This is a genomic window from Aquirufa sp. (assembly GCF_964796385.1).
Genome location: NZ_CBAUBA010000039.1, coordinates 1 through 25,457, shown reverse-complemented (window position 1 = coordinate 25,457; position 25,457 = coordinate 1). Strand labels below are relative to the sequence as shown.

Sequence of the window (25,457 nt, the reverse complement as noted above, 5' to 3'; positions counted from 1 at the left end):
GGTAATTGAAAAAATAAAGCCCGAAAAGGCCTATATAACCCACATCAGTCACATGATGGGTTTGCATGCAGAGGTTGAAAAAGAGTTGCCTCCTCATGTACACTTGGCCTTTGACGGATTAACTTTAGAGGTATAAGCTATGAATTTCCAAGCGGTACTTTTTGATATGGATGGTGTGGTGGTGGATAACTTGCCCTATCACGTAGATGCTTGGTTGCTTTTTTGCGAACGTAAAAATATACCGTTGACGCGTGAGATTTTTTATCAGGAATTAAACGGGATGAATTCCAAAGATACTTTTGAATGGTTTTATAAGCGGGAGATGTCACGAGCTGAAATTGAGGTACTCGAGGAAGAAAAAGAGCTCATTTACCGGGATTTTTACCGAGATCACATTAATCCCGCACCAGGGTTGTTGGAGTTTCTCCAAACATTACGCTCTCATGGAATTAAAACGGCATTAGCTACATCTGCTGGGCCGGGAAATATTGATTTTATTTTGGATGGTCTTGGAATTCGAGATCAATTCGATGCGATTATCGGCGGTGCAGAAGTGCGCAAAGGGAAACCAGATCCTGAAATATACGTGAAGGCGGCTAGCCTTGTAGGGGTTGAACCCGCACAATGCTGGGTAATTGAAGATTCCTTACAAGGCATCGCAGCGGGGCAGTCGGCCGGCATGCGGGTTATAGGTATCACCACGTCGCACAGTCCAGCGGAACTGGCACATACGGATGTCGTGCGGCCAAATTTTAGGCAATTATTTGAAACATTAGTTAATTATCATTGATGCGTGCTTAATTTTATCATATGAAAAGATTTTACTTTTTCGTGCTTGTTTTTTGCTGTGTGGCAGTTTCTGTCTCGGGGCAAAAAAGCTTCCCAATGGAATTTAAGCCGGGCCAACAAGTCGAAGAATATACCCCGGAAAAGTCGGGAATTCACCGCGAATTGCCAGAAGGTTATTCCAAGCGAATTTTAGAAGAGTCAAAGAAACGGTCTGGCATGGCTACGTTTTCTACACAAGGCTCTCAAAGTTCGACACAGGTAGTCGTGTCCTATGAAACGCTACCGCCAGCCAATGTAAAAGCAGTTTTTGAAAAAGCAGCAGGCGTATGGGCAAACACGCTTATCTCGGACGTACCTATTCAGATTTTTGTTCGCTGGCGATCTCTGGCTGCTGGTGTTTTAGGTAGTGCTGGTGCTTCCACTGTGGTACGTAATTTTGCTGGTAGCAATCGGCTAAATACGTGGTATCCCATCGCATTAGCCGAAAAGATGTCGCATCGCAACTTAAATGGAACAGATCCGGATGTTTTCGCGACGTTCAATTCTGATTTTTCAGATTGGTATATTAATACAGAAGGGGTACCTTCTCCTAATCAAATTGACCTATTTTCTGTGGTTTTACATGAGTTTGGGCATGGTCTCGGGTTTATCGGACAGCTTGGATTAAGTGATGATCAAAGTGAAGGAAGCTATGGCCTTCCTGGAATTTTTGATCAGTTTGTTCAAACAGGTACAGGTGTTTCCGTTACAGATACAACTAAAATGCCCAATCCATCTCTTGAATTAAAGACGGCGATTACCTCGACTGAACTTCAACTAACCTCCCCTAAAATTCTTCAAAATAATGGGAAATCACCTGCTTTATTATATTCCCCACGAACCTATGCAGCAGGTTCAAGCGTGTACCACGTTGATCAAGCCACGTATAAAGTAGGTGACCCAAACTCACTTATGACACCTCAAATTGCGCGAGGTGAGATTACGCCACAAGTTGGCCCAATCGTAACATCCGCCTTCGCTGATTTCGGTTGGTTTTCCACAAACATCATCGGCTCCGATTTACCTGATTCAGAAAATACAACGTCAGATATCTCCATCTCTGCCGTGGTCTATTCGGATACCATATTGGCTGAGAACTCGGTCAAATTAATGCTCTCCGTAAACAAAAGTATTTTATCGGCCACATCGATGCCATTGACGCGAACTGGAAATACCTATACCTATAAATTGCCTCCGGCTTCGGGAGATCGGAATGTGCGGTATTATTGGATGGCGAATGAGCCGTCGGGGAAAAAGATCACAGCGCCTGCTGAGGCCCCGGTCATTGCAAACACAAATTTTGGCAGTTTTTTCGAGTTTAATATTGGTGTAGATACGGTGAAACCTAGAATGGTATACGCAAACCGACTTAACTACATCTTTTCTTCGCAGTCTACGATTCCACTGACTACGCTTTTGGCATCCGATAATATCGGCTTGAGTGCGGTTTATATGGAATACGCGATCAATAATGGTCCACTAAAGCGTAAAGATTTTCAATTAGTGGCAGGTACAACTACGAGCTTTTCAAATTCCTTTAATTTTACTGCTGGTGAAATTAAAGCTGGAGATGTTTTAAAATATCGGGTCGTTGTTCAAGATGCCGCCAAGGCCTTAAATACAGTTACAAGTCCTAGTAGCGGGTATTATGAAGTTAAAGTTTTGGGGATTTTACCCGTAGAGACTACGTACATACAATCCTTTGATTCGAATTCAACTGATTTCTACTTGAAGGGCATGCGTATTGGGACGGCGGCTGGATTTTCAACTTCCGCATTGCAAACTGCGCATCCATACGCCGATGGCTCGGAAGAATCATACGATGGAGGAAATGGAACTGATAGATTCACGAATTCAGATGCCGTTTTACTGAAACCAATTAAGATCAATCCTGGAAAGTCTATCATGAGTTTTGATGAAATTGTGTTAGTGGAGCCTGGTGAAGCTGGTGAGGCATTTTTGAATTCAAATGGAACCATTAACCGGAGCTTCTTCGATTATGTGATTGTGCAAGGGTCAAATGATGGAGGTTTAACCTGGTCTAATTTTACCAATGGTTGGGATTCAAATGCGAATTCCATCTGGTTAAATGCCTGGAATAGTGCGGTAGATAATGAGGGTAATTCAACGGCAACTCCCACAGCGGCACTTATCAGAAGTCGTGAAATCAATTTACTTTCCTCCGGGAAGTTTAAATCGGGAGATCAAGTGCTTATTCGTTTCCGTTTGCATGCGGATGTAGGTGCGCATGGCTGGGGCTGGTCGGTCGATAATTTAAAGATTCAAGAGCCAATTATTCCTGTTGATTTAGACAAAGACGGCGTAGATGATTCCATAGATAAATGTTTAGGTACAGCTGCAGGTGCCAAAGTAGATGCCAACGGTTGTTCTGAAGTCCAAAAATGTGCCTTTAATGTGCCATTTTTATTTAAGCAGTCGGAGCAAGTCCTTTCCGTTACTTCTGAATATCCGGGGGTAACCTTCATTTGGTTACTTAATGGTAACGTGATTCCAGGCCAAAGCTCTTCCACCTTGACAGTTAGTGAACCGGGCACCTACACGGTGAAGGCGCAGGTGAATGCTGTTTGTGCCACGGGAGAGTCGAATGCGATTACCATTGTTATTTTAAGTAATGAGCCGAGTGCGTTAGGGGAAGGTGTTACGCTCAGTCCAAATCCAACGAATGGCCGACTGCGCGTGCAAGCAAGCTTAGCGCGTGATGAACGCATTGTGATGCTGCGTGTATTGGATATGCAGGGGAAAGTCATGTTACGCCCGGAAACAATACCTGTTCAAGGCCAACTAGATTATTTGTTGGACCTAAGCGAACAAGCAGTTGGTTCGTATTTTATTGAGCTTAGAACAGAAAAACGGGTAATTAATCGGCGTGTGATTTTAGTGAAATAGCCAGGTGGTTTTTTCCTTGCGAAGCTTTTTAATTACCTTTGCAGTTCATCCGAGTAATCGGTATCATTTAATAAATTGATTATGTCTTGGTTTACGCGAAAGGATAAAGGGATTCAAACCCCTACAGAGTTTAAACGTGATTCTCCAGATGGCCTTTGGTACCAATGTCCATCGTGTAAAAAAGCGCTTCACACACGTGAGCACCGCTTATTCGCTTTTACCTGTTCAAGCTGTAATTACCACGAAAAAATAGGTTCACAAGAATATTTTGAGCTGTTGTTCGATCAATCTAGGTACACTGAAATCGATCCCATGATGAGTTCTGGTGACCCATTGAATTTTACGGATACGAAAAAATATACGGACCGAGTTAAAGCTACAGAGGACAAAACAGGCTTAAAAGATGCCGTACGCGCAGCCTATGGTGAAATGAATGGCCTACCTATTACGATTGCGGCTATGGATTTTAGTTTTATTGGAGGTTCGATGGGATCTGTCGTAGGAGAGAAAATTTCACGCGCAATTGATTACTCGATAAAAACAAAAACACCCTTTTTGATGATTTCGCGTTCAGGTGGAGCGCGCATGATGGAGGCAGGTTTCTCCTTAATGCAAATGGCGAAAACATCGGCTCGCTTAGCCTTATTAGCCGAAGCTAAAATACCTTACATCTCATTGTTGACAGATCCCACCACCGGTGGAGTAACCGCTTCATTCGCGATGCTAGGTGATTTTAATATTGCTGAACCTGGTGCGTTGATTGGTTTCGCTGGACCACGTGTCATTAAAGAGACGATAGGAAAGGATTTGCCAAAAGGTTTTCAAAGTGCCGACTTTGTTTTGGATCACGGATTTTTGGATTTCATCGTAGACCGTAAGGAGATGAAGGACAAACTAGGAGCTTTGCTGGCCATGCTCAAGAAATAAGCTTTAATTAAAAGCTATAAAAAAAACCTGATGAAATTAATCATCAGGTTTTTTTGTGTTCTAACGCGAATTATTCTGCGAATGTTGCTGCTGCAGTAGCTGCAGCGGCAGCTGCAATTGCAGCTTTTCCACGCGGTTTTTTCTCTTTTTCCGGTGCTGGAATTGGATCTTCAACTCCACCCAATATACGTCCGCAATGTTCGCAAACGATTATTTTTTTCTTGTCTTTGATATCTGTTTGACGTTGCGGAGGAACAGAACTGAAACACCCACCACAAGCGCCACGCTTTACTAAAACAACCGCCAAGCCATTAATCGCATTCCCACGTAATTTTTCGTAGGATTTCAATAGGCGTCCATCCACGCTCTTCAACGCTTTTTCACGATCTTTCAATCCTTTTTGCTCGTCTTCTTCGCTTTCGCTAATGATTACCTCAAGTTCTTTTTGCTTAATCTCAAGGTCTTTTTTGCGTTCAAATAAATTGGATTCTACCCCAGCAATCTCATCATTTTTGTTCAAAATTTTGAAATCGATTTCCTTGATACGCTTGTCTGCAATCTCCATTTCTAACCCTTGTAATTCAACCTCTTTCGAAATAGCTTCGAATTCACGGTTGTTACGAACATTCATTTGTTGCTCCTTGTATTTCACAATAAGCTTCTCAGAATCCTTTTTAGAAACTTTGTAATTCGCGATTTGCTCCTCGAATGACGCTATTTCAGATTGAAATTTGGTTAAACGTGTTTCTAAACCTGCGATCTCATCCTCTAAATCACGAACCTCTTCAGGTAAATCACCTCGTACTTTCTTGATATTGTCTAAGGCTGAATCAATGGTTTGAAGCTTTAATAATGCTTCTAACTTTTGGGCAATTGTAGTTTCGGTAACTGTAGCCATTATTATTGTTGCGTTTGAAAATATTAATTCGCTCTAATCTCTAAGCAAGACTCACAGGATTGGTCTGGGTCATACTTTTCAGAACGGCAAAAGTACTAAAATTATTTGATAAATATTCATGGATTGCATCCTTTATCATGACTTCGGATTCATAATGCCCAATATCACAGATCGTCAAGTGATTTTCTGCATCAAAGAACTCATGATATTTAAAATCACCACTGATGTAGACATCTGCCTGTGTATGAATGGCATCGGCCAATAAGAAACTTCCCGCTCCCCCGCACAAGGCAATTCGTTTGATTGATTTACCCAACCAAGGCGTATGTCTAAAAGTGGTCAATCCAAGCTTTTCTTTTACGTACGATGTAAATTCGCTCGATGACATGGCCTGAGGTAATTCACCAACAAAGCCAGCGCCCACATCTTGCCACGAATTCCCCAAGGATGTTACAAAATAAGCAACCTCCTCATAGGGGTGTGACGTGAAAAGTGTGCCTATTACGGTTGATTCGAGGTGTTTGGGATATAACATATCCACTTTTAACTCTGCGACCTCTTCTGATTTGCCGACCTGGCCGATGGTGGGATTGGCGGTATCTGATGGGGTGAACCGACCGGTTCCCGCGCCTGAAAAACTACACGCTGAATATTCGCCAATATTTCCAGCTCCCACCGCATGCAACGCTGCGCGAACTTTCTCCGCATCCGCCTCAGGAACAAAATAGGTGAGTTGGCGCAAGGCATCACGCATCGGACGCAAGACCTTACCGGATTGAAGACCTAGTTTTTGCGCCAACTGATAGCTGACTCCTTTAGGCGCATGATCTAAATTAGTATGCGACGCATAAAGCGCAATATCGTTTTTGATAGCTAAAATGAGCGTCCGCTCCACATAATCTCTCCCCGTCAGTTGCTTAATTCCCTTAAATAAAATGGGGTGATGCGCCACAATCATATTGCATCCTTTGGCTATTGCCTCTTCGACAACAGCCTCCGTACAATCAAAACTGACCAAGACCCCCGTGACTTTTTGCGAACGGTTACCTGTCAATAAACCTGAATTATCATAGGATTCTTGCCAAGCGAGTGGCGCCCATGTTTCCATGGATGAACATATATCGTGTACCAGCATACCATTGTGTTTTAGGACAGACAAAGGTAGACAATAAAAAAATTAATGTATATTTCGACAAGTATTTAAGTAGCACATGCGTTGTAGACCCGCCTTAGTTATCCTCGAAAACAATCACGTTTTAGTCATGAAGTACCAGTACGGTACGCAATTCATTTATAATTTGCCTGGCGGAAATACAGATCCAGGAGAATCTTTCCCGGAAACCGTGGCACGCGAATGTTTGGAAGAACTTGGAATCGATGTTGAAGTAGGCCCACTAATGCTGATGGGGGAGATTCAAGCCACGGAAACACGCCCCGAATCACTTCATATCGTGTTTTCTGGGGAAATTTTAGGGGGCATTCCCGTTATACAAACGAATGAAACGACGGCCCTCGAGGTTGTTTGGTTGCCCGTATCCCAATTACATGAAATTCATTTATACCCTAATGTAGGCCTAGAACTGCAAGATTTAATCTTTACTCAGTCGCAGGGGAGATACGTGGGGACGATCGATCAGCCTTGGATCGATTAGGCCAAACGTAAGTTCCGAAAAGCAACCCCAATCCACTGGCCAATAAGCCATACCAAATCGACGGAATTTCCGTGGGTGCCATAAAATGAAAGTAGGCCCAGATAAATAAACCACCCAACATACTTAAGTGACTGCCCATCGCACTAGCACGTTTCCACCACAATCCCGCATTCAGCGGAATAAACAGTGAAACCAAACTAAACGCTGACGCTTCTCCCACGAGCTCAAAAATGTTTTGTCGGCTGATTGCCATCAATATACAAGCCCCCGTCACCACAACCACCGATATTCGGATGACCAATAAGACCGATTTATCTGACGGATTTTTTAATAAAGGCTTCCAAAGATTCTCACCCAAAACACTCGCAGGAGCTAAAATAGCGCCACTTGTCGTGCTTAATAAGGCTGATAATAAGGCGCCTAAAAACAATATCTGCATCGCATAAGGCGTAAACTTCATCACCAAATTCGGAATCAACAGCATATCGTCCTGCAACAATTCCGGATATAAACGCACTCCCACGAGGGCAATCAGCAAGGGCAATAATGCGATTGAAATGTACATGATGCCGGCAGTGATACTGGCTTTAGCCGCGATTTTTCCGGAGGCGGCCGACATCACCCGTTGGAATATATCCTGCTGCGGAATGCTCCCAAACCCAATCGTAATCCATGCCGCCAGATAAGTTAGCCAGGATGTCGTCGTATTTTCTTTTGGGGTAAAGCGGAAAAAACCGTTGGGTTGCTCGGCTAAAAATACCTGCCAATTAGGAATCTTTTCCCACATTAAATAGGCTAAAAACAAAAGCCCGGCAATCAGTATTAAATTATGCAGGAAGTCGGTGATTGAAATCGACCACATCCCACCCATCAACGTATACGTCATCACCAAAGCAGCACCGATCACAATGCCCCATTCTGTGGAAATTGGGAGTAATAAATGCATTGTCAATCCTAGGGCCACCAACTGCGCAGAGATCCAACCAAAATACGAGGGTATCATCACGAGCGCTGAAAGCTTTTCCGACAGTCCTCCAAACCGAATTCGGAAATAATCACTGAAGGTAAGGACGGGGAGGGGATAAAGTTTTTTGGCATAGATCATGCCCACAATTAGTAAACCAAGTGCTGCACCAAATGGCTCTTCGATAATAGATAAAACGCCGCCATGGACAAATTCGCGTGGCGCACCGAGTAATGTTTCAGATCCAAACCAGGTTGCAAAAGTGACCATCGTGGCCAAGGCATACGGCAAGGAACGACCTGCAAGCACAAAATCGATAGCAGTATGGACTTTCCGACTGGCCCACCAGCCAACGACCAAGTTCAAAAGAAGGTAAAAAACAACAAATCCGATGAGCATCTACACAGAGCGAAAACGCGAAAATACAGAAATTTTGGTACCTTTAAAGACCAAATTTGATGCATGACTAAATTAACCTACCTCATAGTTTTGTTGGCCTTTTTAAGTTCATGCACCTCGCTTCGCGTCAAAAAAGCCTTTCATTCCACTTCGCTTCCTAATCAATTCAGTGGCGTATTCATTGAAGAAGTTGCCACAGGAAATACTGTTTTTACGTATCAGGCTGACCAGTTCTTTATGCCCGCTTCCAATATGAAGTTGGCCACCATGCTCCTCACCAAACGAAATCTTTCCGATTCCATTCCGTCATTCAAATACCATGAAACCGCTGATACCCTGTTTTTCTGGGGAACGGGTGATCCCAGTTTGATGCATCCCAAATTAAAGGGCGATGCCTTATTAAAAAAATTACAAGCAAGCGCGAAAGTACTCATTTACGCAGACGATGCACGTCATGTAAAAGCGATGGGCGATGGCTGGGCTTGGGATGATTATAACGATGATTATTCAGCCGAAATTTCGTTGTTGCCGCTTTACAACAATCAAATCAGCGTACAAAAAACGGAAGGTATTTGGCAGATTTCACCTAAATTATTTAGCCAAGATATTCGAATAACAAGGCAAAAAGATGTGTTGCGTGCGCGTAATTCCAATCACCTAGATTTGCCCGATACGAGTGCGTATGCAAAACAAGCCATCCCATATATCACCTCAGTGGAATTAACGGCCCGTTTATTGGCTGATACGTTGCATAAGTCGGTTGTAACAAAAATGCGTACTATACCTGCTGCCGCAAAAATCCAGTATGCGGGACTCGTCGACAGTCTGATTGTTCCCATGATGTATACCAGTGACAATCAAATTGCGGAACAATTGTTGTATTTAATCGCCGCGAAGCGTGGTTGGACAGGGCCCACTGCCAAAATTATTGAGCAATTAAAAAAGGAAAATTTGGTGGTTGCCGACCTCCGCTGGGTGGATGGTTCGGGCTTGTCGCGCTATAATTTGGTGCGGCCAACAGACATGATTCAGATCCTACGGGAATTGGAAAATGAGGTTTCCATGGAAAAATTGAAAGTGTTATTGCCGCAATCAGGACGATCAGGTACGATGCGCAATGTTAAACTCCATCACGGAACGGCTTGGGCTAAGTCGGGCTCATTTGGTAATACGTATGATCTTTCTGGTTTTTACCAGGATGCCAAAGGCAAGATGTACCGATTTAGTATCCTATCAAATTTGGCCAATCGGTCGGTTGCTGCAAGTAAGGCGGATGTGATTACGTTGTTAAACGCGCTGCGTTAAAACGAATGTATAAATTCCATAACTGACGAGCATGAATAGTCCTACGAAGGGTAGGCTACTCAAGTTTTGCACCAAAGTCCCCACCAGAAATGCAGTTGAAATAAATACCAATAACCAGGGCAAAAATGGATAGGCCCATACGCGATATGGTCTGTGAAGCTCAGGTTCAATTTTTCGCAATCGAATTAACGAGGCAAACCCTGCCAAATAACTAGCCACAAAAAAGAAGGTTGCAATGTCTGAAAGTCGGTCACTAATAGCCTTGCTACTAAACAAAAATAAACAGGCAGTTCCCACCGTCAAGTGCGTGGCAAAGGTTGGGCTACCTGCCGCATTCACACGTGAAGCTTGCGGAAAAAATAAGCCATCGCGGCTCATGGAGTAAATTACCCGCGGAGCAAACATGACCTGTGTATTTAAAATTCCCAGGATACTGAGCATTAAAAAAGTGGTTATCCATCGACCAGCTCCCGGTCCAAAATAGTGCCCAATTGCGTCAGAAGCCGCTAATTTGCTTTGGCTTAAATCGGCAAGTGACATCGTGTATAATATCCCCGCATTGATCAAAACATAGATAATGGCTACTAAGATGACACCAATAAACATGGATTTGGGCATGGTGTTTACGGGGTCTTTATTTTCCTCCGTGAAATAAGCAGCGGTATGCCAACCGTCAAATGCATAGAAAATGGATAGTAGGGCAGCTAAAATACCCGACCAGAGGGTACTCTGACTTGGAATTGGTGCATTTTCGGCCCAAACACCCCCATCGCCATACCGAAAACAGATTCCAATAAAAAGTAGTAAAGCGACTGCTTTAATTCCACTTAGCCATTCTTGTGACCGGCCAGCCAGGATGACGCCCAACTGGTGGAAACTCCACAACACAACCAAAATCCCTATCGCACAATAGATTACATAGGGTTCTAATGCGGGAATCAAAAGCCCTAAATATTCACTAAACGTGTAGGAGCCGAATCCTAGCGCACTTACGGTTCCGAGCCAAGAACTTAGGCCCACCATAAATCCGATATACCTACCAAATGCGCGTTCTGCATATCCATACCAAGCGCCAGCTTTTGGGATAGATAAACTTAATTCCAAAACGCAACTCACACCTAAAAGTGCATAGATGGCCACAGCTATCCATAAAACGATGATAAGTAAGGGATTGTGTAATTGCTCTGCAATGGGCCCTGGTTTGCGCAATATGCCTGTGCCCACGGTGCCACCTATCGTAACGGCGATGCTAAAGCTGGTGCCTAATACTTTCCAGAGTTGATTTGTTGAATTTTTCTTCATTTGTATGAAGCAAAAATAAACTATTTTAACGTGTAGTCCGCGATAACCGGAAAGTGGTCTGTATAGCTAACATTTCGTAGCGTTCTAAATTGTGTGACTTGCCATTCCGTCGAGCAGAATTGGTTGTCAATCCGAACTAAATAGGGACTTCGATTTAAGGTAAAACCAAATCCGCGTCCCGCTTCCTCAAACGAGTTTTTCAAACGTTCCCGTAATGTTCCATACGCCCAGCCATACGGCGTCTCGTTCAAGTCCCCGACTAAAATAACCGGATATAAGCTTTGTTGGATAAGTCGATTAATCTGAGTCATTTCATCTTTATGGTGGATAAATCCCTTGCGCAAGGATGCGACGATACCCCGCCCTTCACGTTTGGCATCTTCATAATCTTGATCCCTGATTTTTCCTGTCACCTTCCCGACGCGAATACCCATCGACCAAAGTTGTACGTTGATAATTCGAAAGGTGTCTTTTTTCGCAACAATATCAGCATATAAATAACCGTTAGCCGAATTCCCAAATTGCTTTCCTTCTTGATGAATGATGGGGTATTTTGAAAAGATGGCAAGTCCCATTTTTTCATTGGTATCAAATAATTCTTCCTTTAAGGGGATAAAAGCGTAATGCGGATAATTTTCCTTCATCATGTTGATCGTCCGATACGCTTTCCGATCCGCATGGGAATAAAATTCTTGGAAACATTTTACGTCGGCCGCGTGGTCCAACATAAATTTTTTCAAGTTTTTCACCTTCTCTTTATTCGCTTCAAAGCTATTGGAATACATCCCATATACATTGTAACTCATTACGCGAATCGCTGATTTCGGAGATTTGACGGGTGTATTCCACGAAAAACTACGTTGAATAAAACTGTATCCGAGCGCTATAACGAGCAGGGGAAGTAAAGCGCGTTTGGCCCGACGAAAAATCCAGTAAACCAACGAGATAAAACATAGGATTTGCGCGTAAGGCAAGGTCATCATGATAAAACCAGCTAACCAGTGATCGATGACTAAAGAATAACTCAATAAGTAGGTGAGGAGCGTGTAAAGGCACAAAGGCAAAGTCCCCAACCAGATGATGGATGAGACGATTTTAGTTAATACAGGTTCTTCTTGCTTGCGCTTTACCATGACCAAAGATACACATTGAAATGCATTTTATAAATTTTGTAAAGACCTTTGGGATTTTTCAATTTATTTCCTACTTTTGCAATCCCTTTTAGGGGAAATAGTTTTTACAGCGCATTCAATTTTAAAAAGAACATATTATGGCAAAGGTTTGTCAATTAACTGGAAAGAAAACTCAAGTGGGTAATCACGTATCTCACGCGAATAACAAGACAAAGCGTAAGTTTTATCCAAACTTGCATACTAAAAAGTTTTTCTTGGAGTCTGAAGGTGTTTGGGTACGTATGAAAGTATGTGCAAAAGCAATTCGTACAATCAACAAAAACGGTTTCGAGAAGACTTTAATCGCTGCGGCTCGTAAGGGTACTTTATCGATCTAAAATATATCAAGATTTTTACCGAAATTAGCCTCCTTGAAACCAAGGAGGCTTTTTTTATTTGCCCATGTTGACGCACGAAGAAACCAATCGATACCAAAAACAACTCGCTATTCCTGAATGGGATGCAGCCAAGCAAGTACGCCTTAAAAATGCCCATGTGTTAGTTATTGGGGCTGGGGGTTTGGGTGTGGCGGTCATTCCTTACTTGGCTGCGGCTGGGGTGGGCCAACTAACGATTGTGGATCATGATGATGTGGAGTTGAGTAATTTAGGCCGACAAACCATCTACCGAACGGATCAGGTGGGGCAATCGAAGGCGTTGTTAGCCAAAGCTTTTGTCGAGTCCTTGAATCCGCATGTGTCTGTGGAGGCAATTGCAGCGAAATTTTCGTTGGCAAATCATACGCTTGTTAACGATGTCGATCTCGTCATTGATTGCACAGATAATTTTGAAACGCGTTATTTAATTAATGATAGTTGCGTGAAGTTTGGTAAGGCATTTGTTTATGCGGCGATTCATACGTGGGAAGGGCAATTGGCGGTTTGTAATGCATTTGGAGTGGGCCCTACATACCGTTGTTTATTTCCAGAAGAACCTAGTGCTGGTGAGATTCCAAACTGCGACGAGGCAGGTGTACTTGGTTTTTTACCGGGGATGTTGGGTTTAATGCAAGCTAAAGAAGCTATATTTTATTTGAGTGGCATGGATTCCCCCGCGCAAAATCAGTTGCTTCGTTGGGACGTCCGCAGTATGCGCATGCAGATGTTTCGGATGGAACGATCTGCAAATGCGGTTGAACAAATTTTCCCGACCAAACATGTCGAGGTCATTGAAATTTCCGCTTTGGAAGCTGCTTCTCGTTTACAAACGGGCGATATTCAATTTATACTGGATGTTCGGGAGCCGTTTGAGTGGGATTTAGCTAGTTTACCTAGCTCGATTCAAATGCCGATGAATTCGCTGCAAATAGGTCTAATTCCTAGGGAAGCTAAAGGAGTCGTTTTATGCCATCATGGCATGCGCTCCATGTATGTGCTCAAACATTTGCAAGCGCAAGGCTTCTCGAATCTACTGAATGTGGCTGGTGGGATAGATGCTTGGTCACGGGAAGTGGATAAGTCCATTCCGCGATACTAAGAAACGATATCACCGTATAAGTCAAATTCCTCTGCTTTGTTGATTTTCACCTGAACAAAATCTCCTTGTCGGGCATATTGTGCGGCTAGAATTAAGACTTCATTATCCACCTCTGGGGAATCATGCTCCGTTCGACCTACGAAGAAACCACTCTCTTTCCGGTCCACCATCACTTTAAAGGTTTTTCCGATTTTAGCTTGATTCAGTTCCTCTGAAATGCCTTGTTGGAGCGCCATAATCTCATCAGAACGTTCTTGCTTCACTTCTTCAGGCACATTATCTTCCACTAGATACGCATGGGTATTTTCTTCGTGTGAATAATTAAAGATCCCTAATCGGTCAAAACGCATCCGTTCTACGAAGGAATAGGTTTCTTCGAAATCAGTTTCCGTTTCGCCCGGATAACCAGAGATTAGCGTAGTTCGCAAGGCGATTCCAGGCACTTTATCGCGGATATCTGTGATAAGTTGCTCCGTTTTTTCACGCGTGATTCCACGGCGCATGTGTTTCAACATGGCATCGGATCCACTTTGAAGTGGCATGTCTAGGTAGTTGCAAATATTTTCACGCTCAGCCATCGTTTGTAAAATCTCCATCGGGAAACCTGCTGGATATGCGTATTGTAGGCGAATCCATTCGATGCCTTGAACGTCGGATAAACGTTCCAACAATTCTTTTAATTGTCGGCCTGATTTTCCTTCACCCTTCAAATCCAATCCGTAAAAAGTCAGATCTTGGGCTATAAGGATTAATTCTTTTGTTCCTTTTTTAGCTAATGACGTCGCTTCTTTGACTAATTCAGCCATGGGACGCGACACGTGTCCGCCGCGCATTAATGGGATGGCGCAAAAACTACATGGGCGATCGCAGCCTTCTGCAATTTTCAAATAGGCATAGTGCGCTGGGGTGGTTAATAAACGCTCGCCTACCAGCTCATGCTTATAATCAGCTTTTAATGCTTTCAATAAACGAGGTAATTCATTTGTCCCAAAGAACGAATCGACCATTGGAATTTCTTTTTCTAAATCATCTTTGTAACGGTGTGATAAACAGCCTGTTACATACAATTTGTCGATTTTGCCTGCTTCTTTGGCATCTGCATAGCGTAAAATGGTATCAATTGATTCTTGTTTGGCGGTATCGATAAATCCACATGTATTGACAACGACAATGTTTGCGGTATCTTTTTTGGCTTCGTGTGTAACTTCAATGCCGTTGCCCTTTAGCTGCGTAAATAATACTTCGGAATCAACGAGATTCTTCGAACAACCGAGTGTTACGATGTTAATGGATGGCTTCGGACTTACTTTGGTTTTCATACGTTTATTGAATAAGCGTGCAATTTACAAATAAATTTGGAGGGTTTCTCTGGAATTATTGGGTCGAGGGATACAAGTATTGATTTCTTTTTTTAGTATTGCAGTTCAAAAACTTATTTATTCACATGAAAAAAATGATATTATTTTGTGCTTGTATGGCATCGGGTTTGATGGCATTCGGGCAATCAGTAAACACGCTTTCGAGGCAAGAAAAGAAAGCTGGGTTCAAATTATTGTTTGACGGAAAAACATTTGACGGTTGGCATACCTACGGCAAACCCGGTAAAGTAGGTGCCTCTTGGACAATTATGGAAGGTGTTATTGGCTTTGATTTAGCTAAAAAAGACGGCGGTGATTTAATTACGGATGCGGCCTATGTAAATTATGATTTCTCGGTGGATTGGAAAATTTCTCCAAACGGCAATAGTGGAATCATTTTCAATGTAACGGAAGATCCGATAAAGTACCGCAGTACCTATAATACAGGACCTGAAATGCAGGTTTTAGACGATGCAGGTCATCCAGATGGGAAAATCAACAAGCATAATTCGGGTGATTTGTATGATTTAATCAAATCATCTGTCAATGTCACTAAGCCTGTAGGTGAGTGGAATACGGCACGTATTGTGAACAATCGCGGTTTATTGCAATTATATTTGAATGGATCAAAAGTAGTGGAGACACGCACGGATGATGCGAATTGGAAGGCGATGGTTGCCGGCTCTAAATTCAAAACGATGCCAGGTTTTGGTGTGAATATGCAAGGACGTATTGCTTTGCAGGATCACGGAAATCCAGTTTGGTACCGAAATATTAAGATTAAAGAATTATAAAGAAATAGGGGGCATAAGCCCCCTATTTTATTTTTACACGAAGTAAGTTCATGTCGGAGGTGATGAATAAATACTTTCCATCCGCTCCACCAAAAGCCACATTGGAATTTCCGTTTCCTGTCGCGATTCGGCCTAGTAATTTTCCGGATGAATTGATGATCAAAACGCCCCCTGGACCCGTAGTCCAGACGTTTCCTTTTGCGTCCACTTTCATGCCATCGTAGCCACCTCGTATACCTTGCTTAGCCAATTCTGATGCATCAAAAAACAATTTACCTTCGCCTAAATTCCCCTCATTATCCACTGGATAGGCATTAATGAGCGTCGGGCGTTCGGAGGTTCCCACATACAAAATGCTTTCATCAGGATTGAATGCCAGACCGTTCGGTCGGCCTAAGTTCTTGATCTGTAAACTGATTTCCCCTTTCGTATTGATTCGATATACGCCTTGATAATCAAGTTCTTTGGCAGGTTCTGGTTTTCCTCGGCCAGGCAATCCGTAGGGTGGATCCGTAAAATAATAGTCGCCTGATTTCTTTTGCACGAGATCATTTGGGCTGTTTAGTTGCTTGCCCTCAAACAGGTGCGCCAATGTTTTTTTCTGATCGGGACGCTTTAGGGGCATTTCGGCAATCCGACGATCCCCATGTTCACATGAGACCAAATTGCCTTTCAAATTAATGATTAATCCATTTGCTCCGGGCTCTTCTGAGTAAACGCCCGATCCCGTGTAACCTGACGGCTTGAGGAAAACCTCGAGTCCTTTGGCTTCTGTCCATTTATGAATGGTATTTTCGGGTACATCTGTGAAGAGCAAATACCCTTCTTTTTTCACCCAAACGGGACCTTCCGACCACGTAAATCCTTTAGCCACAATTTCTATTTTGGCTGTTGTGTCTATTAAGGCATCCAGTGCCGCGTCATAGCGGTGGATTTTCCCTATTGTTGGGTATTGTGCCATTGCGCTTAGTCCTAATGTCATGAGGCCTATGGTTCCTAATATTTTTTTCATGGTACAAAAAAATGGGCCGAAGCCCATTTAATTAAAGATTACGTTTTTTGATTTCTTTGACTGCGAAATCAGCTGCTCGAGCGGTTAAGGCCATATAAGTCAGTGAAGGATTGACACATGACGTTGAGGTCATACAAGCTCCATCCGTTACGAATACATTCTTTACGCCGTGCAATTGGTTATTTCCATTTAACACAGAGGTTTTAGGATCGCGGCCCATACGTGCTGTTCCCATTTCGTGGATAGCCATACCTGGGTAAGAACCGTTGTCGAATGCGCGAACGTTTTTCAAGCCTGCGCTTTCCAACATTTCTTTGGCATCTTCCATCATATCCTTCCGCATCTTTTTCTCATTTTCTTTGAATTCAGCATCGAAAACGACAAGTGGAATTCCCCACTTATCTTTATCTGTCGGATCCAAATACATTTTGTTATCGTGATACGGAAGTGTTTCTCCGAATCCGCTTAAGTTCATCATCCATGGGCCTGGTTTCGTCATCGTATCTTTGTAATCAGCGCCAAAACTCATGTCATTTGCACCGCGATTCCAACTAGCTCTTGATCCACCTCCTTGGAATCCAAATCCACGAAGGTAATCGCGTTTGTCATTTCCGATATTCCGGTAGCGTGGTATGTAAATTCCATTCGCCCGTCGGCCAATGTAATATTTATCTTCATCACCCTCCCAAGTTCCTGATGCGCCAATTTTGAAATGGTGATCCATTAAATTGTGCCCTAACTCACCTGAATCATTGCCTAATCCATTTTGGAAACGGGATGATTTTGAGTTTAGTAACAAAGCGGTAGTTGCTACGGTAGATCCGCAAACAAAGATGATTTTTGCAAAATATTCACGGACGTCTTTGGTTACCGTATCGATAACGCGTACACCAGTTGCTTTTTGCTTGGCGTTATCGAACAAAATTTCAGAAACCACTGAATCTGGGCGAAGTGTCAACAAGCCTGTTTTAGCTGCAGGAGGTAACGTACATGATTGCGTACTGAAATAGGCACCGTAAGGACAACCTAGTCTACATTTATTACGATACTGGCACGCTGAGCGACCAATTTTTAATTGAGCTTCTTTGGCTTCAGATAAGTTGGCCACCCGACCAATCGTCATGTTCCGACCTGGGAAATTCTTTTCAATGCGCTGGCGTACTTCTTTTTCTACGCAGTACATGTCCATTGGTTTCAAGAATTCAGAATCGGGTAATTGTGGTAATCCCAAAGCTTCACCTGAGATACCTACGTGTTTTTCTACGTATGAATACCAAGGGGCGATGTCTTTGTAGCGAATTGGCCAGTCAACCGCGATGCCGTCCTTTAGATTAGCTTCAAAGTCAATGTCAGATAAGCGGTAGGTTTGGCGACCCCACATGATGGATTTTCCTCCTACGATATCGGGACGGAACCAGTCGAATCGTTTAACTTCTTTGTAAAGGGCATCGGAGTCGTTCATCCAATATTTCTCGGTCATCTCGTTGTAGGGATAGTCGCGGGAAAGTTTAGGGTGAGACGCTTTTTGCTCATTGGTCAATAGACCATTGTATTTAAAATCCCATGGATCTTTATAGCTAGGCTCGTAGGCAGTAACGTGGTCGAATTTCTTGCCTTTTTCCAGGACAAGAACTCGCATGCCTTTTTCGGTTAATTCTTTAGCGGCATAGCCACCAGAAACGCCAGATCCTATCACAATAGCGTCATAGGTCATGGCTTTGATTGCGTCAATATTCAGATTCATAGTGCCCACGTTTTTTGAGTTGGAGATAATGGCATGCAGCCGTCAAATTTGCCTGGAATCGAAAGGTAATCCAATGCTTTGGTTGCTCCGATTTCAGATGTAAAATAACCAGTGGTTGTCAATTCCTTAATCATGAAGAAGAAGGTCGGTTGGCCCTTTGCCGTTTTTCGTGCGGCATCGGATTCTAACATGCATGTTGTTAGTGCGTCTTTACGCTGGGTAATGCTTGCTTCAGTAAAGCCCTTTCCGAAACGTGATTGACAATCGGCATCTAATTTTGCCAAACCAGTTGCAAATACTTTTTGGCTTGCTTCTGGGTAACAATCTTGCACGACACGCAATATGAATTTTTCCACGCCAGCCGCTTTAGCTCCTGGTGTATCGGTTGTAGGAATGATAATGTCGGCGATTTCAGCTACGAGTGATTCTTGTGTAGCATTGAATTGCACAAAAGTGGGATGCGATTTTTGTCCCTGAATACCAGCCAAAGCGGGGGCAGAAATCATGCCACCCATCAAGATGCTAAGCCGTTCAAGGGCTTTCCGTCTGTTTAAGTTCATAGTTAATTAAATTTTACGCTTCAAATATAGGATATTTTTTCACGTTGCCAAATAACTTATTGTTCCTTAGCTTTGCCAATCCTGTAAGGTTTGGCAAAGCTTCATCCCACAGACAAACGAAATTAATCGTATGTTTCTTGTATCAGTAAACGCATTATCTCAACAAATCCAACAAGCAATTGTTTTTAAATATTCCGTTGTAGAGGCGAGGGCTATTGCACATGCTTATTTGAGCATGAAGTGTGGTGTGAATACCTTGGAAATTCTGATGGATAAAGTGGTGGAGGAGCCGGCCAATTTTGCAGCTGATTTAGCGCGCTTATCCGCTGGGGTACCCCTACAATACGTGACAGAGAAGGCTTATTTTTTCGACCGACTATTTTCCTTGAATTCCGCTACGCTGATTCCACGGCCGGAAACAGAGGAATTAGTGAGTCAGGTTTTAAAGCTAATAGGCAATAAAGAAAAACATATACTTGATGTAGGAACCGGATCTGGTTGCATCTCAATTACCCTAGCTTTAGAGGCGCCGCACGCGCGGGTGACAGCGTGGGATGTGGCATCCGAGGCGATTGAAATAGCACAAGAGAATGCGGAACAATTAGGAGCCCGCGTAATTTTTAAGCAACAGGATGTTTTTGCTTGGGAAACAGTAGAACAAATGTGGGATATCATTGTTTCAAATCCACCCTATGTATTGGAAAGTGAAAAAATTGAGATGGAAGCACATGTGTTAGACCACGAACCCCATCTCGCTTTATTTGTTCCAGATGCAGATCCATTGAAATTTTATCGGGTGATTGGCGAGATGGCTCAGGCGCGTGTAATGCCCGGAGGATATCTTTGTTTTGAAATCAACCGGGCTTTTGGCGCACAAAATGTTGCACTTGCGGAAGCTCAAGGATTTGAAAATATTCAATTAGTTAAAGATTTTCACGGTAACGATCGCATGCTTATCGCGCAACGATCGTCTCATTAATACCAATCAAAAACGCAAAGTCTTTCGCAATATCTTTGAAGCGTTTGTATCGTCCAGAGGCACCACCGTGACCGGCCGACATATCACAGTCGAGCAATAAGATCGTATCATCGGTTTTTAATTTTCGCAGTTTTGCGACCCATTTGGCAGGTTCCCAATATTGTACTTGCGAATCGTGTAATCCCGTGGTGACGAAAAGATGCGGATAATCTTGTGCGACCACATTATCATACGGCGAATACGATTTCATGTAGTGGTAATGTTCTTCATTTTTCGGATTTCCCCATTCTTCCCACTCGCCAGTTGTCAACGGTATCGTTTCATCCAACATCGTCGTGACCACATCCACAAATGGCACTGCAGCAATGACTCCCGCAAATAATTCGGGTGCCATGTTGATGATTCCGCCCATCAACATCCCGCCCGCAGATCCGCCTTGTGCGAATAAACGTTTGGCATCTACTTTGTTCGTTGAAATTAAATGTTTCCCGCAATCAATGAAATCAGTAAACGTGTTCATTTTTTGCATCATTTTCCCGTCCTCATACCAGTGCCGTCCCATTTCCTGCCCGCCTCGAATGTGCGCGATGGCAAAAGCAAATCCACGATCCAACAATGACAAACGACTAGAAGAAAAATAAGGATCCATACTGTAGCCATACGAACCGTAGGCATAAAGTAATAAGGGGCCATTTTGATAGCCTTTTTTGTAGACCAACGAAATAGGCACTTTTACGCCATCCCGCGCCGTGGCCCAGAGGCGTTCTGACTCATATGCGTTCTTGTCAAATCCCCCAAGTACCCGATCCTCCTTTAACAAGGTTGATATTTTAGTAGTTGCATCGTATTCCAAAACTGAATTTGGACAGGTTAAAGACGTGTAATTATACCGAAGGGTATGACTCCGATAATGGGTATTTATGCCAATATTGACTTGAAAAACGGCTTCATCCATGCGGATGAATTCGTTCGAATCCCCCAGAATGAATTGAATTTGGGATAGTCCATTTGTCTTAACTTCCAAGGCAATCCATTCTGTCGTTGCATCAAAATCCTCTAGGAAAACATCGGGGCGATGGGCAACCACGGTTTGCCATTTAGACTTGTCCGTTTTGCCGTGCACCCCACAAGCCATTAATTGAAAATTGGTCGCCTCTTGAAAATTTGTTCGAATCAAAAAACGATCCGCCTGGTGTTCAATAAAGTATTCCAATCCACGTTCGCCTGGCTGAAATACCTCGAAAGACCCCGTTGGGTTATCTGTCTTTAATATCCTGTATTCCGAATAAACGCCTTGTTGGCTCGACACACTAAAAATATATTCCTTCGACTTGCTCTTGCTCAGCCCCATGTAACATTCCTCGTTCTTTTCCTCATAAACGAGCACATCTTGCGAGGAATCGGCCCCTATTTGATGGCGGAGTACCTTGGAGGCCAGTAAAGTTTGTGGGTCACGCAGTAGGTAGAAGAAGTATTTCGAATCTGCCGACCACGCATAGGATCCCCCTTCGGTATTTTCGATTTTGTCGGTGAGTAATTCACCCGTTAGCATATTTTTAAAGTAAACCGTGTAATTGCGCCGACTCACCGTATCGGTGGCATAAGCCAGAATTTGGTCATTGTCGGATAATGCCAAACCGCCTACGGCGAAGTACGCTTCGTCTTTTCCGAGTTGGTTCCCATGCAAAAGTATTTCCTCTGGCGCGTCTAGATTCCCTTTTTTCCGACAGTAGAGTGGGTATTCGCCACCGGTTTCGTAGCGGTGGTAGAACCAGTCTTTGCCATTGAAATAGGGAACAGATTGCTCGTCGGCAACCATCCGTCCCTTCATTTCCTCAAATAACTCGTTTTGTAATGCTTCTGTAGGCTTGAGTACACTTTCGGTATACGCGTTCTCTTGCGTGAGGTAGTCGATGACTGCGGGATTTTCAGGATTATTTAGCCAAAAATAGGGGTCTTGTCGGCAGTCACCATGTATCGTTAATACGTGTGGAATTTCAGTTGCGCGTGGCGGATTGGGAAGATTTTGTAACATGGCGGCAAGATAAAAATAAATTTATGGAGGGAAAAGGAACGTTTATCCTTGAAAAAGCATTTTGATGGAAAAATTCGTAGGGAAACTGTTTATATGCATATCTTTGCGGGTACAAAAAACCTTTAATTTTTAAAACGATGAACAAGAAAATTTGGATTGGTTTAGGCGTAATTGCTTTGGTGATTTTTTGGGGGATTGGATCGAGAAATAGCATGGCCACAAGTGATCAGGAAGTAAAGGCTTCTTGGGCAAATGTACAGAGTGCGTACCAAAGACGTTCGGATTTGATTCCTAATTTGGTTAAAACCGTACAGGGAGTAGCTAATTTTGAAAAGTCGACATTGACTGCGGTAATTCAAGCGCGTGCATCGGCTACACAAATGAAATTGGATGCGAAAGATTTGAGTCCAGAAAATTTACAAAAATATCAAGCGGCTCAAAGTAGTTTGAGTGGTGCTCTATCGCGACTTTTGGTTGTGACAGAAAATTATCCACAATTGCGTGCGACAGAAAATTTCTCTGAATTGCAAGCACAATTGGAGGGTACTGAAAACCGCATCAAAGAAGAGCGTGATCGCTTTAATACGTCGGTAAAAAACTACAATTCCATCATAGTAACCTTCCCAAGCAATTTAATTGCTTCGTTCTCTGGTTTTGCTGAGAAAGGATTTTTCCAAGCGGAGGCAGGTTCTGAAAAAGCACCTGAGGTTAATTTCGACGAGAAGAAATAAGATGCAGTTAAGCGCAACACACGAAGCGGAAATTATTCAAGCGATTCAGGAGGCCGAAAAAAAGACTTCTGGAGAGATTCGTGTGCATGTGGAAAGTCATTGCGAAGGGCACCCAATCGAGCGATCGAAGGTGCTCTTTTTTCAATTAGGCATGCACCAAACTGATTTGCAGAATGGTGTTTTGGTGTATTTAGCTGTCAAAGATCGGAAGTTCTCGATCATAGGAGATAAAGGAATTGATGCAAACGTTCCTGTCGAATTTTGGGAAACCATTCGGGATGAGATGCGTCCTTTATTAGCTAAAAACGAGTATGGTGCGGGTCTTGCTTTAGGCGTTCGCCGTATTGGAGAGGCCTTAGCTGTTTATTTTCCGTACCAACGGGAAGATGTGAATGAATTGTCGGATGAGCTTTCGTATGGGGAATAGAGTTTGGTTATATATTGGCTTGATATTAATTAATCTGCAGGTTTTCGGACAGGATATTCCTGCCAAACCCAATGGTTATGTATTAGATCAGGCTGGTTTAATGAAGTCGGATGAAGTCCAACAATTGGAACAAAAGCTACGCGGTTATGCGGATACTACTTCCACACAATTTGCGATTGTATTGGTCCCCACAATAGGTAATTCAGATCCCTACGATTACGCGATTGCGATTGGTAAAACGTGGGGAGTTGGCCAAAAAGATAAGAATAACGGCGTAGTGATTTTGGTCTCTATGAACAATCGGAAGATTCGGATTGTGACGGGACGTGGAATTGAGGATGTTTTACCGGATGCAACGTGTAAACGAATCATTAATCGAATTCTGAAACCCTATTTTAAACGGGGTGATTATTACGGCGGGTTGGATGTAGCGACGACTGAGATGATGCAACGCGCCTCTGGACAATTCCAGTCAGAGGGTTCTACTGATCCAGAAGGAATTCCGGTTGTTGTTATCATTGTACTTGTTTTTGTAGTTCTTACTTTAATTAACGCGTATCGTAACCGCAATGGTGGTTCTGGTCCTGGCTCACATGGAGGTGGAATGTTTTTCCCTCCTGTTTTCTTTGGTGGAGGGGGCTTTGATCGGGGAGGTTCTTCAGGCGGCGGCGGATTTGATTTTGGCGGATTTGGAGGCGGAGATTTCGGTGGTGGCGGAGCCGGTGGGGATTTTTAAATAATGACTATCTTTGTGCAAAATTAAAAGCAGTTGAAAGATATTATTCAAGCCAATCTTCAGGAAGCCCAACAAGTTTTAGATCAGTTTTTTAGTAATCCAGCTAAAATTCAATCCATCGAAAATGCAGCAAAATGTTTGGTTGGCGCACTCCAACAAGGCAAAAAAATCATTGCTTGTGGAAATGGTGGAAGCCATTGCGATGCCATGCATTTCGCGGAGGAGTTGTCGGGCCGTTACCGAGAAAACCGACCAGCTTTGGCTGCGATGGCGATTTCGGATCCTTCGCATATATCCTGTGTAAGTAATGATTTTGGGTATAATTATGTGTTCTCTAGGTTTATAGAGGGATTAGGAAATGCGGGGGATGTGTTGTTTGGACTATCAACCAGCGGTAATTCTGTAAACATCATTGAAGCTGTAAAAGCTGCGCAAGCCAAAGGCATGGCTGTCGTTTTACTAACGGGAAAAGATGGCGGTCAGTTGGCCTCCTTCGAAAACTTATTCGAAGTGCGCGTGGACCATTTTGGTTACGCAGATCGCATTCAAGAGATTCATATTAAAGTGATTCATATTCTGATTCAGTTGATTGAAAAGGAAATGGGTTTTTAGACGTTGGACGTCAGACGTTAGAAGTATTAAATTTTTACAAACGATTTTACATGTTTCACTTGGTCTAACGTCCAGCGTCCAACGTCTAAAGTCTAATTTATTTCATATGATTTTACATGTTGTCATTGGTCTAACGTCCAGCGTCCAACGTCTAAAGTCTTAAATAATTCATTTTGACATTTAAAGAACTTGGCTTAGCCGAAAGATTATTAGAGGGTATTGATTCCATGGGCTATAAAACAGCCACGCCGGTTCAAGAGCAGGTGATGAAGCCAATTTTAGCTGGGCAAGATGTCCTAGCTTCGGCGCAGACAGGTACAGGAAAGACAGCCGCTTTTTTATTACCGATCATCCATAAAATCTTAACTGAAGATCATTCAGATGCGCATATCAATGCATTGATTATTGTACCTACCCGAGAACTTGCCGTGCAAATCGCTGGGAATATGGAAGGTTTGGGTTACTTCACTAATGTTAGTTGCATGCCAGTTTATGGTGGTGGTGATGGAAACTCATTCACAACAGAAAAAAATGCGTTGACGTCTGGGGTAGATCTCGTTGTGTGTACGCCTGGCCGCATGATTGCCCATTTAAATATGGGGTATGTCGATTTGTCTCATGTAAAATATTTGGTACTTG

Annotated in this window: 24 protein-coding genes; 14 read left to right on the top strand and 10 right to left on the bottom strand. The window is 43.1% G+C overall.

Annotated features, from left to right (window positions below; genetic code table 11):
* The first annotated feature begins 139 nt into the window (after window positions 1–139).
* The 3 genes from AC1W6K_RS10480 (at window position 140) to accD (ending at window position 4,662) form a co-directional block, all read left to right on the top strand.
* Window positions 140–790, top strand: coding sequence for an HAD family hydrolase (locus AC1W6K_RS10480; RefSeq protein WP_481947443.1), 651 nt, complete (start codon window positions 140–142; stop codon window positions 788–790).
* A 20-nt stretch (window positions 791–810) separates the two neighbouring features.
* Complete coding sequence (locus AC1W6K_RS10475; RefSeq protein ID WP_481947442.1) at window positions 811–3,735, top strand: T9SS type A sorting domain-containing protein; 2,925 nt, start codon at window positions 811–813, stop codon at window positions 3,733–3,735.
* 81 nt (window positions 3,736–3,816) lie between these two features.
* A complete protein-coding gene (gene accD, locus AC1W6K_RS10470; protein ID WP_481947441.1) occupies window positions 3,817–4,662 on the top strand; it encodes an acetyl-CoA carboxylase, carboxyltransferase subunit beta in 846 nt (281 codons plus the stop codon).
* 70 nt (window positions 4,663–4,732) lie between these two features.
* On the opposite strand, the gene AC1W6K_RS10465 is transcribed toward accD, so the two are convergent.
* Together AC1W6K_RS10465 and AC1W6K_RS10460 are read right to left on the bottom strand one after the other, a co-directional pair.
* Window positions 4,733–5,560 (bottom strand): zinc ribbon domain-containing protein, encoded by an 828-nt coding sequence (locus AC1W6K_RS10465; protein WP_481947440.1) that lies wholly within the window; start codon window positions 5,558–5,560, stop codon window positions 4,733–4,735.
* A gap of 40 nt (window positions 5,561–5,600) precedes the next feature.
* A complete protein-coding gene (locus AC1W6K_RS10460) occupies window positions 5,601–6,695 on the bottom strand; it encodes a Nif3-like dinuclear metal center hexameric protein (RefSeq protein ID WP_481947439.1) in 1,095 nt (364 codons plus the stop codon).
* 76 nt (window positions 6,696–6,771) lie between these two features.
* Between AC1W6K_RS10460 and AC1W6K_RS10455 the strand changes: the two genes are divergently transcribed.
* Window positions 6,772–7,212 (top strand): NUDIX domain-containing protein, encoded by a 441-nt coding sequence (locus tag AC1W6K_RS10455; RefSeq protein WP_481947438.1) that lies wholly within the window; start codon window positions 6,772–6,774, stop codon window positions 7,210–7,212.
* Here the strand turns inward: AC1W6K_RS10455 and AC1W6K_RS10450 are convergent.
* A complete protein-coding gene (locus AC1W6K_RS10450) occupies window positions 7,157–8,575 on the bottom strand; it encodes a high affinity choline transporter 1 (protein WP_481947437.1) in 1,419 nt (472 codons plus the stop codon). The two genes, AC1W6K_RS10455 and AC1W6K_RS10450, sit on opposite strands and share 56 nt — an antisense overlap.
* 63 nt (window positions 8,576–8,638) lie before the next feature.
* Between AC1W6K_RS10450 and AC1W6K_RS10445 the strand changes: the two genes are divergently transcribed.
* Entirely contained in the window at window positions 8,639–9,880 is a 1,242-nt protein-coding gene (locus AC1W6K_RS10445) for a D-alanyl-D-alanine carboxypeptidase (RefSeq protein ID WP_481947436.1), read from the top strand.
* Here the strand turns inward: AC1W6K_RS10445 and AC1W6K_RS10440 are convergent.
* Together AC1W6K_RS10440 and AC1W6K_RS10435 are read right to left on the bottom strand one after the other, a co-directional pair.
* Complete coding sequence (locus AC1W6K_RS10440) at window positions 9,863–11,182, bottom strand: APC family permease (protein WP_481947435.1); 1,320 nt, start codon at window positions 11,180–11,182, stop codon at window positions 9,863–9,865. The genes AC1W6K_RS10445 and AC1W6K_RS10440 overlap by 18 nt on opposite strands.
* 20 nt (window positions 11,183–11,202) lie before the next feature.
* On the bottom strand, window positions 11,203–12,315 hold the full coding sequence (locus AC1W6K_RS10435) for an endonuclease/exonuclease/phosphatase family protein (protein ID WP_481947434.1): 1,113 nt from the start codon (window positions 12,313–12,315) through the stop codon (window positions 11,203–11,205).
* 137 nt (window positions 12,316–12,452) lie between these two features.
* On the opposite strand from AC1W6K_RS10435, the gene rpmB reads away from it, so the two are divergent.
* Together rpmB and AC1W6K_RS10425 are read left to right on the top strand one after the other, a co-directional pair.
* Window positions 12,453–12,692 (top strand): 50S ribosomal protein L28, encoded by a 240-nt coding sequence (gene rpmB, locus AC1W6K_RS10430; RefSeq protein ID WP_395784811.1) that lies wholly within the window; start codon window positions 12,453–12,455, stop codon window positions 12,690–12,692.
* A gap of 64 nt (window positions 12,693–12,756) precedes the next feature.
* The gene (locus AC1W6K_RS10425) at window positions 12,757–13,830 is read left to right on the top strand and encodes a HesA/MoeB/ThiF family protein (protein WP_481947433.1); all 1,074 of its coding nucleotides are present in this window, start codon (window positions 12,757–12,759) and stop codon (window positions 13,828–13,830) included.
* On the opposite strand, the gene rimO is transcribed toward AC1W6K_RS10425, so the two are convergent.
* Window positions 13,827–15,149 (bottom strand): 30S ribosomal protein S12 methylthiotransferase RimO, encoded by a 1,323-nt coding sequence (rimO, locus tag AC1W6K_RS10420; protein WP_481947432.1) that lies wholly within the window; start codon window positions 15,147–15,149, stop codon window positions 13,827–13,829. The genes AC1W6K_RS10425 and rimO overlap by 4 nt on opposite strands.
* Before the next feature lie 125 nt (window positions 15,150–15,274).
* Here rimO and AC1W6K_RS10415 point away from each other — a divergent pair, with 125 nt between their 5' ends.
* Window positions 15,275–15,982: a 3-keto-disaccharide hydrolase gene (locus AC1W6K_RS10415; RefSeq protein WP_481720530.1), complete on the top strand. Its 708-nt coding sequence runs from the start codon at window positions 15,275–15,277 to the stop codon at window positions 15,980–15,982.
* Window positions 15,983–16,004: 22 nt separating this feature from the next.
* Here AC1W6K_RS10415 and AC1W6K_RS10410 read toward each other — a convergent pair whose 3' ends face one another.
* From AC1W6K_RS10410 to AC1W6K_RS10400, 3 genes are read right to left on the bottom strand one after another with little or no spacing between them, the layout of a single operon-like run.
* A complete protein-coding gene (locus AC1W6K_RS10410; protein WP_481947431.1) occupies window positions 16,005–16,994 on the bottom strand; it encodes an SMP-30/gluconolactonase/LRE family protein in 990 nt (329 codons plus the stop codon).
* Window positions 16,995–17,025: 31 nt separating this feature from the next.
* The gene (locus tag AC1W6K_RS10405) at window positions 17,026–18,738 is read right to left on the bottom strand and encodes a GMC oxidoreductase (RefSeq protein ID WP_481947430.1); all 1,713 of its coding nucleotides are present in this window, start codon (window positions 18,736–18,738) and stop codon (window positions 17,026–17,028) included.
* Entirely contained in the window at window positions 18,735–19,298 is a 564-nt protein-coding gene (locus AC1W6K_RS10400) for a gluconate 2-dehydrogenase subunit 3 family protein (RefSeq protein WP_395784805.1), read from the bottom strand. The genes AC1W6K_RS10405 and AC1W6K_RS10400 overlap by 4 nt, the downstream gene beginning before the upstream one ends.
* A gap of 130 nt (window positions 19,299–19,428) precedes the next feature.
* Between AC1W6K_RS10400 and prmC the strand changes: the two genes are divergently transcribed.
* On the top strand, window positions 19,429–20,277 hold the full coding sequence (prmC, locus tag AC1W6K_RS10395) for a peptide chain release factor N(5)-glutamine methyltransferase (protein ID WP_481947429.1): 849 nt from the start codon (window positions 19,429–19,431) through the stop codon (window positions 20,275–20,277).
* Here prmC and AC1W6K_RS10390 read toward each other — a convergent pair.
* Entirely contained in the window at window positions 20,252–22,312 is a 2,061-nt protein-coding gene (locus AC1W6K_RS10390) for a S9 family peptidase (protein WP_481947428.1), read from the bottom strand. The two genes, prmC and AC1W6K_RS10390, sit on opposite strands and share 26 nt — an antisense overlap.
* Before the next feature lie 137 nt (window positions 22,313–22,449).
* Here AC1W6K_RS10390 and AC1W6K_RS10385 point away from each other — a divergent pair, with 137 nt between their 5' ends.
* From AC1W6K_RS10385 to AC1W6K_RS10365, 5 genes are all read left to right on the top strand, one after another.
* Window positions 22,450–23,043, top strand: a complete 594-nt coding sequence (locus AC1W6K_RS10385) for a LemA family protein (protein WP_395784802.1) — start codon at window positions 22,450–22,452, stop codon at window positions 23,041–23,043.
* A gap of 1 nt (window position 23,044) precedes the next feature.
* On the top strand, window positions 23,045–23,470 hold the full coding sequence (locus AC1W6K_RS10380; protein WP_481720518.1) for a TPM domain-containing protein: 426 nt from the start codon (window positions 23,045–23,047) through the stop codon (window positions 23,468–23,470).
* Window positions 23,460–24,206 (top strand): TPM domain-containing protein, encoded by a 747-nt coding sequence (locus AC1W6K_RS10375; protein WP_481947427.1) that lies wholly within the window; start codon window positions 23,460–23,462, stop codon window positions 24,204–24,206. Before AC1W6K_RS10380 ends, AC1W6K_RS10375 begins: the two co-directional genes overlap by 11 nt.
* Window positions 24,207–24,239: 33 nt before the next feature.
* The gene (gene lpcA / locus AC1W6K_RS10370) at window positions 24,240–24,818 is read left to right on the top strand and encodes a D-sedoheptulose 7-phosphate isomerase (RefSeq protein WP_481947426.1); all 579 of its coding nucleotides are present in this window, start codon (window positions 24,240–24,242) and stop codon (window positions 24,816–24,818) included.
* Window positions 24,819–24,991: 173 nt separating this feature from the next.
* The coding region (locus tag AC1W6K_RS10365) for a DEAD/DEAH box helicase (protein ID WP_481947425.1) at window positions 24,992–25,457 on the top strand (466 nt) is incomplete at its 3' end.